We start from the raw sequence: 15,403 nt of genomic DNA, 5'->3' as shown, positions 1-15,403 counted from the left end.
TGATTCTAGTGACAACGTCGCCGCTGACAACGCGTCAGCTGCTGGTACTGCTGCGCTGGCGCGCCTTGGCCAGGGCATTGACGAGCTCGTCGGACATGTACGGCTTGGTCAGGATGACCCCGCGTTCAAACCCGTGCGGGATACTGGCACTGGCGACGCCGGTGGCCAGCACAAAGGGAATGCCGCGTTCGGTGAGCCGCCGCGCAACCGGTTCGCTGGTCTGGCCGTTGCCCAGGCGATAGTCCAGCACGGCGGTATCCGGCGTATCGGCCTCGATCAGCTGCAGCGCGTCGTCGACCTCACCCACCGGCCCGACCACGGCCGCACCCGCCTGGATCAGCTGCATCTCGAGCAGCATGGCATTCATGTCATCGTTTTCGACCACGAGTACCCGAACTCCACGCAACGCCGACATTGCTTACTCCTTCACGTTAGCCGATGAGTATATCGGCCCAGGCTGAGCGCCGCGTTGCTGACGCAGCTTGCACATGAATTCGTCAGGCAATTCCTGACACTGTTCGTTTCGTTGACAACTCGCTATACTGCGCGGCCACGCCGAAGTGGCGGAATCGGTAGACGCAGCGGACTCAAAATCCGCCGCCCTTAAAAGCGTGTGGGTTCGAGTCCCACCTTCGGCACCAAGTTCTTGCGGTACATCTAAAAGCCCGCCTGGAGTCATCCAGGCGGGCTTTTACGTTTCCGCTGTGCACCGGTGCACCGGTGCGCTTTGCGGCTGGGTGCAGGCGGGCTGCTGCGATATGTGGGGATGCTTCGCCATGGATGCTTGGCGCTCGCATGGAGTTGTTGTTGCGGTTGCTGCCCGAGCAATTCTGGAGGGGCAGTGGTGTTCGCACAGGCACGCAGCCATCACGCCTGGTCCGTACCTTTGAGGCTTACCTCAAGATCAGGTGCCCATCATGGCGATCGACTCAGAACAGAAGCTGCGCATTCTTCGCGACATCCACGCCACCACGCCGGTGAGCGAGGAAGAGGCCGACTGGGCGGTACGCGCCGGCTATGCGACGCATGCGGAAGACGCAGATATCGATCTGACGCACGAGGGGCGCAAGGCGCTTGACGACGGGCAGGTCTGACGCGATGACGACGAGCGGCTGGCGTGGCACGCGGCGCCACTCCTGGCGCCTGGTTGCGACAGTCGATTCGTTGGCCGCAGAAGCGGGGCTACTGGTTTTAAGCAGCCCAGGGCGCAGGGGCGCAGCCAACGTTTAAATCGGGGTGCGTGCAGTCGCGAGCCCGGAAAGCTGGAGCACAGCCCGGGTGCGCGCCATGCGCCGCCCGGCGCGGTCAGCGCATCCGCAATGCTCAACAACGCCCAACAAAAAAGCCCCGCAGTGCGGAGCTTCTTGTCGTTGGCGTCCCCACGGGGATTCGAACCCCGGTGTCCACCGTGAAAGGGTGGTGTCCTAGGCCTCTAGACGATGGGGACGCATAAACGAACAACCCGGTTGTCAGCTTGCGGACGGCCTATTGTCCGAAAGTTGGTGGAGCCAGGCGGGATCGAACCGCCGACCTCCTGCATGCCATGCAGGCGCTCTCCCAGCTGAGCTATGGCCCCACGATGTTGCGAGCCCGCAATGATAGCGGTCTGAAACAGGATTGGGAAGAGGTGCGGATACATTTTTTTCATGCGGTAACGCGCCAGCGGTCTGATCGGCCTGCGCGCTGTGTCGTGTCGCGCACTGGGTGCGGCGCTTCCCTTTGTCGCTGATCTCGTCAGCAGGCGAAGCGCGCCAGCTGTTTCTTGCTTTGTGCATCGCGTTGGCCAAGCGTATTGCGATGCGCAGCTGATCTCGAAACTTTTCCTGTCTGGTTTCTTGTTTCGCGGAACCTGTAGTCGTTAGTGGCGCGCTAGTGAGTGCGTGGCGGGTTGCAGCCACAAGGGTGCAGGTCATGCCCTAACGCAAGTGCAAAGCGAGTAAGGGCAATTTCATGCGCTGCGTCCAAGTGCTGTTCTCGTCGCTGCGTCGCTGCAGCGGTGACAAGCGAGGTGACGTGTGCAGCAGCGTGCACAGCGTCTGCTCTGCTTGCACATGAAAGGCGAGGGCGCACGCAGATGCGTACCTGGTGAAGTCTGACTCCGGCGCGGCTCGTTGCTTCTTAGTCGCAGCGCCGGGTCATGCACGCGCAATCGTAATGACGCACTTCGAGCGAACTTGCGACCCCGGCCAGTATCGAAGACGCTTCAACACGTAATCGTACAACGCGCGTAACTGGTGCGACACCACTGCGCCGTCATTGCACAAAGCACACAAGAAAAAAGCCCCGGCAATGCCGAGGCTTTTTGATGATTGGCGTCCCCACGGGGATTCGAACCCCGGTGTCCACCGTGAAAGGGTGGTGTCCTAGGCCTCTAGACGATGGGGACGCGTATCAAACCTGGTTGTCGATTCCAGACGGCCTATGTCCGGAACTTGGTGGAGCCAGGCGGGATCGAACCGCCGACCTCCTGCATGCCATGCAGGCGCTCTCCCAGCTGAGCTATGGCCCCACGAAACTGAGAACGAAATGATAGCGATGCGTTAACGTTCGCGCAAGCGCTTTTTCATGCGGAATGAGACGCGACGTGCGCCGTGCTCAGTTGACGCCGTGCAGATCGCGCAGCTGCGTCGGGCGCGCGCCAAAGTACGCGGCGAGATCGGCGATGTCCTGGTCGCTCAACGCGGTGGCTTGGGCGGTCATCAACGGATGCTGGCGATCGCCGCTGCGATAGGCCTGCAATGCATGTGCAAGGTAGTCGCCGTACTGGCCGCCGAGTTTGGGATAGGTCGGGTCGAGCGGCACATTGCCATCGGCGCCGTGGCAATCGACACAGCTCTGGCCGGTGGCCTTACCTTTGGTATGGGCAAGTTTGTCGCCGGCTGCGGCGCGGCCGGTCGGCAGGCCGGCCGACGAACCCGAGCCGTGCTCGCCACTGGCATGACCGGCATCGCCGGCAGAGTGATCGGTGGATTCCACCTGGGACTGGGAACAGGCCGCCAACGACAGGGCAGCGACCAAGGCGATGGCTAGACGCGGAGCGTACAGGGCGTTCGGCATGTGGGCGCTTATTTGAGGGTGGACAGGTAGGTGGCGATGTCGGCGATGTCCTGCTCGGAAAAGCTTTGCGCCTGTGCCTGCATGGTCGGGTGTTTGCGCTTGCCCTGGCGGTATTCGGTCAGTGCCTGGGTCAGGTACTGCGCGGACTGGCCGCCGATCTTGGGCACGCGGTAGCTCGGGTAGGCGTTCTTGTAGCCGGTCACGCCGTGGCAGCCCTGGCAGGTGTACGCCAGCTGGCGGCCATTCCCGGCATTGCCCGAGGGCGCGGGTGTGGCAGGCGTCGGCGCCGCAGCTGCAGGCGGTGTCGGAACCGATGGTGTTGCTGATGCGCCCCCAAACGGCAGGAAGACGACCAGAGCGAGACAAGCGGCGAGCGGCTGCGGGCGCATGGTTTCGTATCCGGAAGACTGGTATGAGCGTCCGCACGTGGGGGCGTTGCGGGCCGAACCGAGTATGCCTGCGATTTGGCCGCACGCAAACCGGGTGAATAGGCAATCTTGAACAGACCATGACCTTTGGCGCATTGGCGACATGACGGCCCGGGTGGTTTACTTGCCTACAACACCTGTTCACGCATCCACTAGGACACGACGATGTCGCCACTCTCCTTCTTGCACGGCCGCAGCGGGCCTTGCGCCGCTGCGCTGTTGATCACCACGAGCCTGTTGCTGGGCGGTTGCAAGGCTGGCGACAGTGCTGCCAAGCCGGCAGACACCCAGAAGGCCGCAGATGCGGTGCCGGTGGAAACCGCCAAGGCAGCCCGTCGTGCGGTGGCCGCCAGCTACACCGGCACTGCGGCATTGGAACCACGTGCCGAAGCGCAGGTGGTGGCCAAGACCTCCGGCGTGGCGCTGGCGGTGATGGTCGAGGAAGGGCAGAAGGTGTCGGCAGGCCAGGCGCTGGTGCGCCTGGATCCGGACCGCGCGCATCTGGCGGTGGCGCAAAGCGACGCGCAGCTTCGCAAGCTGGAAAACAGCTATCGCCGCGCCACGCAACTGGTCGGCCAGCAACTGGTCAGCGCCGCGGATGTGGACCAGCTCAAGTTCGATGTGGAAAACAGCCGCGCGCAGCATCGTCTGGCGTCGCTGGAACTGTCGTACACCACCGTGCAGGCGCCGATTTCCGGGGTGATTGCCTCGCGCTCGATCAAGACCGGCAACTTCGTGCAGATCAATACGCCGATCTTCCGCATCGTCGACGACTCGCAACTGGAAGCCACGCTCAACGTGCCCGAGCGCGAGCTGGCCACGCTCAAGTCCGGCCAGCCGGTGACGTTGCTGGCCGACGCATTGCCGGGACAGCAATTCGTGGGCAAGGTGGACCGCATCGCGCCGGTGGTGGATTCAGGCAGCGGTACCTTCCGCGTGGTGTGCGCGTTCGGCGCTGGCGCAGAGGCACTGCAGCCCGGCATGTTCGGGCGCATCCGCATCAACTACGACCAGCGCAAGGATGCCCTGGTGATTCCGCGGCTGGCGCTGCTGGACGACGGTGAGCCGGCGGTGTTCGTGGTGCGCAATGGCAAGGCCAGCCGGGTGCCGGTGAAGCTGGGCTATGCCGAAGGCCCATGGCTGGAAGTGCGCCAGGGCTTGAAGGAGGGCGACCAGGTCGTGACAGCCGGCAAGGTGGCGCTGCGCGATGGCACTGCGGTGCAAATCATCGGCCAGCCCGATCGCAAGCCGGTTGCAGCTGCCGCACCGGCACCGGCCGGCGACGAGAAGCGCTCATGACCGACCATCCCACCGGCCCGGTCCACGACCCGCACCTATCCGTAGCGCCGGGCGGCGGCCTGGTGGCGTTTGCCACACGCCGCCGCGTCACCATCGCGATGATCACGGTGACCATGCTGCTGTTCGGCCTGATCGCGCTGCGTAGCCTCAAGGTCAATTTGCTGCCGGACCTGAGCTATCCCACGCTCACCGTGCGCACCGAATACACCGGTGCGGCACCGGCGGAGATCGAGACGCTGGTGACCGAGCCGGTGGAAGAAGCGGTCGGCGTGGTCAAGAACCTGCGTAAGCTGAAGTCGATCTCGCGCACCGGGCAAAGCGATGTGGTGCTGGAGTTTGCCTGGGGCACCAACATGGACCAGGCCGGCCTGGAAGTGCGCGACAAGATGGAAGCCTTGTCGTTGCCGCTGGAAGCCAAGCCGCCGGTGCTGCTGCGCTTCAATCCATCGACCGAGCCGATCATGCGCCTGGTGCTGTCGCCCAAGCAGGCGCCGGCCTCGGACACCGACGCCATCCGTCAGCTCACCGGCCTGCGGCGCTATGCCGACGAGGATCTGAAAAAGAAACTCGAACCGGTGGCCGGCGTGGCGGCGGTGAAGGTGGGCGGTGGTCTGGAGGACGAGATCCAGGTGGATATCGACCAGCAGAAGCTGGCCCAGCTCAGCTTGCCGATCGACAACGTCATCAGCCGGTTGAAGGAAGAGAACGTCAATATCTCCGGCGGCCGGTTGGAAGAAGGCTCGCAGCGCTACTTGGTGCGCACGGTCAACCAGTTCGTGGATCTGGATGAGATCCGCAACATGCTGGTGACCACGCAGAGCAGCAGTAGCAGCGCAGCCGATGCAGCGATGCAGCAGATGTATGCCATTGCGGCGTCCACCGGTTCGCAGGCAGCATTGGCGGCTGCGGCCGAAGTGCAGAGCACCTCGGCTTCGTCCACCAGCAGCATCGCCGGCGGCATGCCGGTGCGCTTGAAGGACGTGGCGCAGGTGCGCCAGGGCTACAAGGAACGCGAGGCGATCATTCGCCTGGGCGGCAAGGAAGCGGTGGAATTGGCGATCTACAAGGAGGGCGATGCCAATACGGTGTCGACGGCCGCGTCGCTGCGCAAGCGCCTGGAGCAGATCAAGGTGACCGTGCCCGGCGACGTGGAAATCACCACCATCGAAGACCAGTCGCACTTCATCGAGCACGCGATCAGCGACGTCAAGAAAGATGCGGTGATCGGCGGCGTGCTGGCGATCCTGATCATCTTCTTGTTCCTGCGCGATGGCTGGAGCACGTTCGTGATCAGCCTGTCGCTGCCGGTGTCGATCATCACCACGTTCTTCTTCATGGGCCAGCTGGGCCTGAGCTTGAACGTGATGTCGCTGGGCGGGCTGGCCTTGGCCACCGGCCTGGTGGTGGACGATTCCATCGTGGTGCTGGAGAGCATTGCCAAGGCGCGCGAGCGTGGCCTGAGCGTGCTGGATGCGGCCATGGTGGGCACCCGCGAGGTGAGCATGGCGGTGATGGCCTCGACCCTGACCACCATCGCGGTGTTCCTGCCGCTGGTGTTTGTCGAAGGCATTGCCGGGCAGTTATTCCGCGACCAGGCCTTGACCGTGGCGATCGCCATTGCGATCTCGCTGGTGGTGTCGATGACGCTGATCCCGATGCTGAGCTCGCTGAAAGGCGCGCCGCCCATGGCCTTCCCGGACGAACCCAGCCACCCGCAGTGGCAGCCGCAGCAGCGCTGGCTCAAGCCAGTAGCGGCTGGCCGCCGCGGCGCGGGTGCCAGCGTGCGCTATGCGTTTTTCGGTGCCGCCTGGGCGGTGGTGAAGGTCTGGCGTGGCGCCACGCGAGTGGTGGCACCGGTGATGCGCAAGGCCAGCGATATCGCGATGGCGCCGTATGGCCGTGCCGAACGCGGGTACCTGACCATGCTACCGGCGGCATTGCGGCGGCCCTGGTTGGTGCTCGGGCTGGCAGGCGCCGCATTCGTCGGCACCGTGCTGCTGGTGCCGATGCTCGGCGCGGACCTGATCCCGCAGCTGGCGCAGGACCGCTTCGAAATGACGGTGAAGTTGCCCTCTGGTACGCCGCTGGCGCAGACCGACGCTCTGGTGCGCGAGCTGCAACTGGCGCACGACAAGGACCCGGGCATCGCCTCGCTGTATGGCGTGAGCGGTGCCGGCACACGGCTGGATGCCAACCCCACCGAAAGTGGCGAGAACATCGGCAAGCTCACGGTGGTGATGGCCGGTGGCGGCAGCCCCGCGGTGGAGGCAGCTGCCACTGAGCGCCTGCGCAGCAGCATGACGGCGCATCCGGGCGCGCAGGTGGATTTTGCAAGGCCGGCCCTGTTTAGTTTCTCCACGCCGCTGGAAGTGGAGTTGCGCGGGCAGGATCTGGGCGAGCTGGAGCAGGCTGGCCAGAAACTGGCGCAGATGCTGCGTGCCAACGGCCACTACGCGGACGTGAAATCCACCGTGGAAGAGGGCTTCCCGGAAATCCAGATCCGCTTCGACCAGGAGCGCGCCGGTGCGCTGGGCTTGACCACGCGGCAGATCGCCGATGTGATCGTCAAGAAGGTGCGCGGCGATGTGGCCACACGCTACAGCTTCCGTGATCGCAAGATCGACGTGCTGGTGCGTGCGCAGCACAGCGACCGTGCCAGCGTGGACGCGATCCGCCAGTTGATCGTCAACCCGGGCAGCAGCCGTCCGGTACGCCTTGCTGCGGTCGCCGAGGTGGTGGCGACCACCGGGCCGAGCGAGATCCATCGTGCCGACCAGACCCGCGTGGCGATCGTGTCGGCGAGCCTGCGCGACATCGACCTGGGCGGTGCGGTGCGCGAAGTGGAAACGTTGGTGCGTAACGACCCGCTGGCCGCTGGCGTGGGCATGCACATCGGCGGGCAGGGCGAGGAACTGGCGCAGTCGGTGAAGTCGCTGCTGTTCGCGTTCGGTCTGGCGATCTTCCTGGTCTACCTGGTGATGGCCTCGCAGTTCGAATCGCTGCTGCACCCGTTCGTCATCTTGTTCACCATTCCGCTGGCGATGGTCGGCGCGGTACTGGCGCTGCTGATGACCGGCAAGCCGGTATCGGTGGTGGTGTTCATTGGCCTGATTTTGCTGGTGGGCCTGGTGACCAAGAACGCGATCATCCTGATCGACAAGGTCAACCAGCTGCGCGAGGAAGGCGTGGCCAAGCGTGAGGCGCTGATCGAAGGGGCGCGTTCGCGCCTGCGGCCGATCATCATGACCACGCTGTGCACCTTGTTCGGCTTTTTGCCGCTGGCGGTGGCGATGGGCGAGGGGGCGGAGGTGCGCGCACCCATGGCCATCACCGTGATCGGCGGGTTGCTGGTGTCCACGCTGCTCACCTTGCTGGTGATTCCGGTGGTCTACGACCTGCTGGATCGCCGTGCCGATGCGTATTACCTGGAGCGTGGCCGGCGCATGGCGCGTCAGCGCACACCGGCCGGCCACAGCGACGGGCTGGAGGCGGTATGAGCGTTGCCGCCTTCAGCATCCGTCGCCCGGTCACCACCATCATGTGCTTCGTGTCGCTGGTGGTGGTGGGGCTGATCGCCGCGTTTCGCCTGCCGCTGGAGGCGCTGCCGGATATTTCCGCGCCGTTCCTGTTCGTGCAGTTGCCGTACACCGGCTCCACGCCGGACGAGGTGGAGCGCAACCTGGTGCGGCCGGCCGAAGAAGCGTTGGCGACGATGACCGGCATCAAGCGCATGCGCTCGACCGCCACCGCCGACGGCGCCAACATCTTCATCGAGTTCTCCGATTGGGACCGCGATATCGCCATTGCCGCCTCCGACGCACGCGAGCGGCTGGATGCCATTCGCGATGATTTCCCCGAGGATCTGCAACGCTTCCATATCTTCAAGTGGTCCAGCAGCGATGAGCCGGTACTCAAGGTGCGGCTGGCCAGCCAGGCCGATCTGACCGGTGCGTACGACATGCTCGACCGCGAGTTCAAGCGGCGCATCGAACGCATTCCCGGCGTGGCGAAGGTGGAAATCTCCGGCGCACCGCCCAACGAGGTGGAGATCGCAATCGCGCCGGATCGGCTGACTGCGCATGACCTGAGCCTCAACGATCTGAGTGAGCGGCTGGGTAAGCTCAATTTCTCGGTCTCGGCCGGGCAGATCGACGACAACGGCCAGCGCATCCGCGTGCAACCGGTGGGCGAATTGCGCGACCTGCAGGAGCTGCGCGATCTGGTGCTCAACGCCAAGGGGCTGCGCCTGGGCGACATTGCGCAGGTGCGGCTCAAGCCCACGCGCATGAACTATGGCCGGCGCCTGGATGGGCGCCCGGCGATCGGCCTGGACATCTACAAGGAGCGCAGCGCCAACCTGGTGGAAGTGTCCAAGGCGGCATTGAAGGAAGTCGAAGACATCCGCGCCGAACCGGCCATGCGCGACGTGCAGGTCAAGGTGATCGACAACCAGGGCAAGGCGGTGACCTCGTCATTGGCGGAATTGGCCGAGGCCGGTGCGGTTGGTCTGCTGTTGTCAATCACGGTGCTGTTCTTCTTCCTGCGCCACTGGCCGTCCACGCTGATGGTCACGCTGGCGATCCCGATCTGCTTTGCGATCACGCTGGGCTTCATGTACTTCGTCGGCGTCACGCTCAACATCCTGACCATGATGGGCTTGCTGTTGGCCGTGGGCATGCTGGTGGACAACGCGGTGGTGGTGGTGGAAAGCATCTACCAGGAGCGCGAGCGCATGCCGGGCCAGCCGCAATTGGCAGCGTTGTTGGGCACGCGTAGCGTGGCGATTGCACTCAGCGCCGGCACGCTGTGCCACTGCATCGTGTTTGTGCCGAACCTGTTTGGCGAAACCAACAACATCAGCATTTTCATGGCGCAGATTGCGATCACCATTTCGGTGTCGTTGCTGGCCTCGTGGCTGGTGGCGATCAGCCTGATCCCGATGCTGTCGGCGCGCATGAAAACGCCGCCGCTGGTGACCTCCGAGCGCGGCGTGATCGCACGGCTGCAGCGGCGCTATGCCAAGGTTTTGGCCTGGACGCTGGCGCACCGCGGCTGGAGCGTGGCCGGCATCCTGCTGGTCAGTGCGATCAGCCTGGTGCCGATGAAGCTCACCAAGGTGGACATGTTCGGTGGCGACGGCGGCAACGAGGGCTACATCCAGTATCAGTGGAAGGGCTCCTATACGCGCGAGCAGCTGGGCGATGAGATCGCGCGGGTGGAAAACCACCTGGAAGCCAACCGCGCCAAATACCACATCACCCAGATCTATTCGTGGTTTAGCGAGGTGGAAGGCAGCAACACCGTGGTGACCTTCGACGCGACCAAGGTCAAGGACCTGCCACCGCTGCTGGAGCAGATTCGCAAGGAGTTGCCGCGTTCTGCGCGCGCCGATTACAGCATCGGCAACCAAGGCGATGGCGGGAGCGGCAATCAGGGCGTGCAGGTGCAATTGGTGGGCGATTCCACCCAGGCACTGCAGGAGTTGGCCGACGAGGTGGTACCGCTGCTGGCGCAGCGCAAGGAATTGCGCGACGTACGCGTGGATACCGGTGATCGCACCAGCGAGCTGGCGATCCGTGTGGATCGCGAGCGCGCGGCCGCGTTCGGCTTCAGTGCGGAACAGGTGGCGAGTTTTGTCGGGCTGGCTTTGCGTGGCACGCCGCTGCGCGAGTTTCGCCGCGGCGACAACGAAGTGCCCGTGTGGGTGCGTTTTGCCGGCGCCGAGCAGAGCAAACCCGAAGATCTGGCAGGCTTCACGGTGCGCACCAAGGATGGCCGCAGCGTGCCGTTGCTGTCGCTGGTGGATGTAAAAATCCGCCCGGCCGCCACCCAGATCGGCCGCACCAATCGGCAGACAACCCTGACCATCAAAGCCAATCTCGGCACGAAAGTCACCGTGCCTGAAGCGCGCGCTGCGATGGAGCAACCGCTCAAGGCGATGCAGTTTCCGGCCGGTTACAGCTACACCTTCGACGGGGGCGATTATCAGGACGACGGCGAGGCGATGGGCCAGATGGTGTTCAATCTGGTGATTGCGTTGGTGATGATCTACGTGGTGATGGCGGCGGTGTTCGAGTCGCTGCTGTTTCCGGCGGCGATCATGAGCGGCGTGCTGTTCTCGATCTTCGGGGTGTTCTGGCTGTTCTGGATCACCGGAACCTCGTTCGGCATCATGTCCTTCATCGGCATCCTGGTGCTGATGGGCGTGGTGGTGAACAACGGCATCGTGATGATCGAGCACATCAACAATCTGCGCCGCCGCGGCATGGGGCGCACGCAGGCGTTGATCGAAGGCTCACGTGAGCGCTTGCGGCCGATCATGATGACCATGGGCACCGCGATCCTGGCGATGGTGCCGATCTCGCTGACCAGCACCACCATGTTCAGCGACGGCCCGCCGTACTTCCCGATGGCGCGCGCCATCGCTGGCGGCTTGGCATTTTCGACAGTGGTGAGCTTGCTGTTCCTGCCGACCATCTACGCCATCCTGGATGACATGAGCAGCGGCGCGGCGGCATTGGTGCAGCGCGCGCGTGGTATACGGAAGGCGATGCCGCCGGAGGCTGCGTTGGAGTCTTGAGTCACTAAAGACGGCTGACGGTTGGCAATCGCTGCACGCCGAATGGCAGCAAGGGTGCTTCAAGCCCCTCTCCCGTCGGGAGAGGGGTTGGGGTGAGGGTACGGTTTCCCGAATACGGTCGGGCAACCTGCCTGTGATTTGCTGGCTTCGGTGAGGGCGGCAGCGCAGCCGGGGCTCGGCTCTTCGGCTCGGCAGACATCCTGTCTGACTCGCCGCCGCGGCACATCCCTGTGCCGTTCTCCGCCAATCCCCGGCCACGCTGCCGCTTCGGCGGCGTCGTTGCCGTGAGTTATTTGATCTTGAGGACAGTCAGGACGGGCGGCTTGAAGCCCCTCTCCCGACGGGAGAGGGGTTGGGGTGAGGGTACGGTATTCCCGAATACGGTCGGGCACCTGCCTGTGATTTGCTGGCTTCGGTGAAGGCGGCAGCGCGACCGGGGATCAGCTCTTCGGCTCGGCAGACATCTGACTCGCCGCCGCGGCACATCCCTGTGCCGCTCCGCCAATCCCCGGCCACGCTGCCGCTTCGGCGGCGTCGTTGCCGTGAGTTATTTGATCTTGAGGACAGTCAGGACGGGCGGCTTCAAGCCCCTCTCCTGTCGGGAGAGGGGTGGGGGTGAGGCTACGGATTTCCCGAATACGACCAGGCAGCGTGCCTGCTGGTAGTTTGCTGGCTTCGGTAGGGGCGGCAGCGCGGCCGGGGATCAGCTCTTCGGCTCGGCAGACATCCTGTCTGACTCGCCGCCGCGGCTCATCCCTGTGCCGCTCTCCGCCAATCCCCGGCCGCGCTGCCGCTTCGGCGCGTCGTTGCCGTGAGCTAGCTGATCTTGAGGGAAGACGGCAGAGCCGAAAGTGCTCGGATTTTGGGCCGGCAAGCAAATAGATCTCTGCCTCCGCCTCAGGCAATAAGGCAACGAAGCAACGAAGCAACGAAGCAACCATCAAAGGCTAGTCCGAGTAGGCCTCGCGGAAATCGCTGCTCTCCGTTCCGCCAATACAGGAACATTCGAAGAGTGGTCCGCGGGCGCCGGGGCAGGACCTTACACGACAAGGATGTCGTGTAAGAGCCCCCATGGATGGGTTCACGGCGTGTCCTGCCCTGGCGCCCGTGGGCCGCTCCACCCAAAAAATCGAGGCACCAACTAACCAGCTTTCCTCAACCAAAGAAATCAAGGCGCCAGCAAACCGGGCTTTCCTCAATCAAACTAAAGCGCCAGCTGATCAGCTTTTCTCAGCCAATCAACTTTCGTCAGCCAACCAGCTTTCCCGAGCCACTCGGCTTTCCCAGCACACTGGATGCAGCCCAGAAAATCAGCCCGCACGCACCTGCCGCACGATTGCCGCAGCCTTCGCCGAGCTTTCCTTGACCTTGTCCCACTGACCTTGCGCCAGCCAGTCCTTGGGCACCATCCAGGAGCCGCCGATGCACAGCACATTCGGCTGCGACAGGAATTCGGCGGCATTGGCTTCGCTGATGCCGCCGGTGGGGCAGAGCTTGAGCTCGGACAGCGGGCCGGCCAGGCCCTTGAGCATCTGCAGGCCGCCCACGGCAGTGGCGGGGAACAGCTTGCACACGCGGAAGCCCAAGCCCATCAGGGTCAGCAGTTCGGTTGGAGTGGCAGCGCCGGGCACGGCCGGGATCGGCGCGTCGGCCAGCAGGCGTGCCAGCGGCGCCGGCGTGCCGGGCGTGACCAGGAAGTCTGCACCGGCATCCACCGACTGGCGCAGCTGCAGTTCGCTCAGCACCGTGCCGGCACCGATCACGATGTTGGGCAGTTCGCGCTTGAGCATCGCCAGCGCTTCGATCGCGACCGGGGTGCGCAGGGTCAGTTCGATGGCAGGCAGGCCGCCTTCGAGCAGTGCGTCGGCCACGCGGCGCGCCTGGTCCAGCGTGTCGACGGTCACCACCGGCAGGATGCCGGCGTCGCGCAGCAGCTGTTCAGCGGTGTTTTGGGTCTGGGCAATCGTCATTGCAACTCCTGGGGACGGCGACCGCCTGGGCGGTCGCAGAGAGGGAAGGGGATCAGGCGTCCTTGGACTCGTGCGGCGCCGCGGCAGCGGCAGCATCGGCGCCCAGTTCGTACTCGGCGTCGTAGCTCCACAGCGCACCGTCCGGATGGGTCGGGCCGCAGGAAATCGAAATCGCGCCCTGGTCGGCCGGGCCGACGACCTGGCGGTTGATCGCAAACAGGTTGCGGCCCAGGTCGTTGCCGGCCACGGCGGTGTTGGGTGCAACCTCGCGCGATGCCCATTCTTCGGCCGAGACCAGCACTTCCAGCGTGCCGGCTTCGCCGTCCAGGCGCACCATGTCGCCTTCACGGACGCGCCCGATCGGGCCGCCACGCGCCGCTTCCGGCGTCATGTGGATCGCTGCGGGGAACTTGCCCGAGGCACCGGACAAACGGCCGTCGGTGACCAGCGCCACGCGGCGGCCCTGGTTCTGCAACAGGCCGAGCAGCGGGGCCATCGAATGCAGCTCCGGCATACCGTTGGCACGCGGGCCCTGGTAACGCAGCACCACCACGAAGTCGTGTGGCAACACACCGGCCGCATGCAGCTTGTTGAGCACCTGCGGGGTGTCGATCACCACCGCAGGCGCTTCGATCTTGCGGTGCTGGGGTTTGACCGCCGACAGCTTGATCAGCGAGCGGCCCAGGTTGCCGCGCAGCAGGCGCAGGCCACCTTGCGATTCGAATGCATCGCTGACCGGGCGTGCCACGCTGTCATCGGCGGTGGTCGCCGTGCCGGGCACATAGATGACCTTGCCGTCCTGCAAACGCGGCTCGTTGGCATAGGCACGCATGCCGCCTTCGACCACGGTGGGCAGGTCGTCGTGCATGTAGCCGGCGTCCATCAGTTCGCGGAACACGAATGCCGTGCCGCCAGCAGCCTGGAAGCGGTTCACGTCGGCTTCGCCGTTCGGGTAGACCCGGGTCAGCAGCGGCACGGTCTGCGAGATCAGATCCATGTCGTTCCAGGTCAGCACGATGCCCGCCGCACGCGCCACAGCGATCCAGTGGATGGTGTGGTTGGTGGAGCCGCCGGTGGCCATCAGGGCGACTACCGCGTTGACGATGGCGCGTTCGTCGATCAAACGGCCGAACGGGCGGAAGTCCTGGCCTAGCGCGGAAATCGCCAGCGCCCGCTCGGTGCCCTCACGGGTCAGTGCATCGCGCAACGGCTGTTCGGGATTGACGAACGAGGCGCCGGGCAGTTGCACGCCCATCGCTTCCAGCAGCACTTGGTTGGAGTTGGCGGTGCCGTAAAAGGTGCAGGTGCCGGGCGAGTGGTAGGAGGCGGATTCGGCTTCCAGCAACTCGGCACGGGTGGCCTCGCCCGCGGCATAGCGCTCGCGGACCTCAGCCTTCTGCTTGTTGGGAATGCCCGGGCTCATCGGGCCGGCCGGCATGAACAGCGCCGGCAGGTGGCCGAAGGCCAAGGCGCCGATCAACAGGCCAGGTACGATCTTGTCGCACACGCCCAGATAGACCACCGTATCAAACATGTCGTGGCTGAGACCGATGGCCGCGGCCTGGGCGATGTTGTCGCGCGAAAACAGCGACAGCTCCATGCCGGCGCGGCCCTGGGTGACGCCGTCGCACATCGCCGGCACGCCGCCGGCGACCTGCGCGGTGGCGCCGAGCGCACGCGCGGTGTCGCGGATCATCTGCGGGTAATGCTCGAACGGCTGATGCGCCGAGAGCATGTCGTTGTAGGCGGTGATGATGCCCAGGTTCGGCGTGGCCGCGCCGCGCAGGCGCGACTTGTCGGTCGGCTCGGAGGCCGCAAAACCGTGCGCGAGATTGCCGCAACTCAGGCGGCTACGGAACGGGCCCTCGCGCAGGGCGGCATCGAGGCCGGCCAGATACGCCGCGCGCGAGGGCGCGCTGCGCTTGCGGATACGGTCGGTGACAGCTTGGATGTTCGGATGCAGGCTCATTGGCTACCGGCTATGAGAAACAGGGGGAAGGTGTTCGATGGCAGCCCGGCATCAGGCGATGCGGGCTGCCGCGGTATCGCAACGTGGGCAAGTGCTTGCA

At 64.8% G+C, this 15,403-nt stretch carries 9 protein-coding genes and 5 tRNA genes; 5 read left to right on the top strand and 9 right to left on the bottom strand.

The annotated features are described in order from the left end of the window. Positions 1–34: 34 nt before the first annotated feature. Positions 35–415 (bottom strand): response regulator, encoded by a 381-nt coding sequence (locus QRM60_RS05440; RefSeq protein WP_285445764.1) that lies wholly within the window; start codon positions 413–415, stop codon positions 35–37. A gap of 139 nt (positions 416–554) precedes the next feature. On the opposite strand from QRM60_RS05440, the gene QRM60_RS05435 reads away from it, so the two are divergent. Together QRM60_RS05435 and QRM60_RS05430 are read left to right on the top strand one after the other, a co-directional pair. Beyond that, positions 555–641 (top strand) — tRNA-Leu (locus QRM60_RS05435). A gap of 276 nt (positions 642–917) precedes the next feature. After that, positions 918–1,094 carry a hypothetical protein gene (locus QRM60_RS05430; protein WP_011037297.1) on the top strand — a complete coding sequence of 59 codons (177 nt, stop codon included), beginning with the start codon at positions 918–920 and terminating at the stop codon, positions 1,092–1,094. A 277-nt stretch (positions 1,095–1,371) separates the two neighbouring features. Here the strand turns inward: QRM60_RS05430 and QRM60_RS05425 are convergent. The 6 genes from QRM60_RS05425 to QRM60_RS05400 all read right to left on the bottom strand — a co-directional run bounded on the left by QRM60_RS05425 (position 1,372) and on the right by QRM60_RS05400 (position 3,446). After that, positions 1,372–1,447: transfer RNA gene (locus QRM60_RS05425), tRNA-Glu, on the bottom strand. 53 nt (positions 1,448–1,500) lie between these two features. Next, a tRNA-Ala gene (locus tag QRM60_RS05420) sits at positions 1,501–1,576 on the bottom strand. Positions 1,577–2,310: 734 nt separating this feature from the next. Further along, positions 2,311–2,386, bottom strand: a tRNA-Glu gene (locus QRM60_RS05415). 47 nt (positions 2,387–2,433) lie between these two features. Further along, positions 2,434–2,509 (bottom strand) — tRNA-Ala (locus QRM60_RS05410). Positions 2,510–2,595: 86 nt separating this feature from the next. Beyond that, positions 2,596–3,057, bottom strand: a complete 462-nt coding sequence (locus QRM60_RS05405; protein ID WP_043877747.1) for a cytochrome c — start codon at positions 3,055–3,057, stop codon at positions 2,596–2,598. An 8-nt stretch (positions 3,058–3,065) separates the two neighbouring features. Further along, a complete protein-coding gene (locus QRM60_RS05400; RefSeq protein ID WP_285445763.1) occupies positions 3,066–3,446 on the bottom strand; it encodes a cytochrome c in 381 nt (126 codons plus the stop codon). 204 nt (positions 3,447–3,650) lie between these two features. Between QRM60_RS05400 and QRM60_RS05395 the strand changes: the two genes are divergently transcribed. From QRM60_RS05395 to QRM60_RS05385, 3 genes are read left to right on the top strand one after another with little or no spacing between them, the layout of a single operon-like run. Continuing rightward, positions 3,651–4,784, top strand: coding sequence for an efflux RND transporter periplasmic adaptor subunit (locus QRM60_RS05395; RefSeq protein ID WP_161962702.1), 1,134 nt, complete (start codon positions 3,651–3,653; stop codon positions 4,782–4,784). After that, on the top strand, positions 4,781–8,281 hold the full coding sequence (locus QRM60_RS05390) for an efflux RND transporter permease subunit (RefSeq protein WP_285445762.1): 3,501 nt from the start codon (positions 4,781–4,783) through the stop codon (positions 8,279–8,281). The genes QRM60_RS05395 and QRM60_RS05390 overlap by 4 nt, the downstream gene beginning before the upstream one ends. Further along, positions 8,278–11,364, top strand: coding sequence for an efflux RND transporter permease subunit (locus QRM60_RS05385; protein WP_115556138.1), 3,087 nt, complete (start codon positions 8,278–8,280; stop codon positions 11,362–11,364). Before QRM60_RS05390 ends, QRM60_RS05385 begins: the two co-directional genes overlap by 4 nt. Positions 11,365–12,674: 1,310 nt before the next feature. Here QRM60_RS05385 and QRM60_RS05380 read toward each other — a convergent pair. Beyond that, the gene (locus QRM60_RS05380; protein ID WP_016902600.1) at positions 12,675–13,334 is read right to left on the bottom strand and encodes a bifunctional 4-hydroxy-2-oxoglutarate aldolase/2-dehydro-3-deoxy-phosphogluconate aldolase; all 660 of its coding nucleotides are present in this window, start codon (positions 13,332–13,334) and stop codon (positions 12,675–12,677) included. 52 nt (positions 13,335–13,386) lie between these two features. Continuing rightward, the gene (gene edd, locus QRM60_RS05375) at positions 13,387–15,303 is read right to left on the bottom strand and encodes a phosphogluconate dehydratase (protein WP_285445761.1); all 1,917 of its coding nucleotides are present in this window, start codon (positions 15,301–15,303) and stop codon (positions 13,387–13,389) included. Between the last annotated feature and the right edge of the window lie 100 nt (positions 15,304–15,403).

Origin of the sequence: Xanthomonas sp. fls2-241-TYG-148, from assembly GCF_030208815.1 — a bacterium.
Lineage (GTDB): Bacteria > Pseudomonadota > Gammaproteobacteria > Xanthomonadales > Xanthomonadaceae > Xanthomonas > Xanthomonas campestris.
This window is presented reverse-complemented; position numbering and strand designations above follow the sequence as displayed.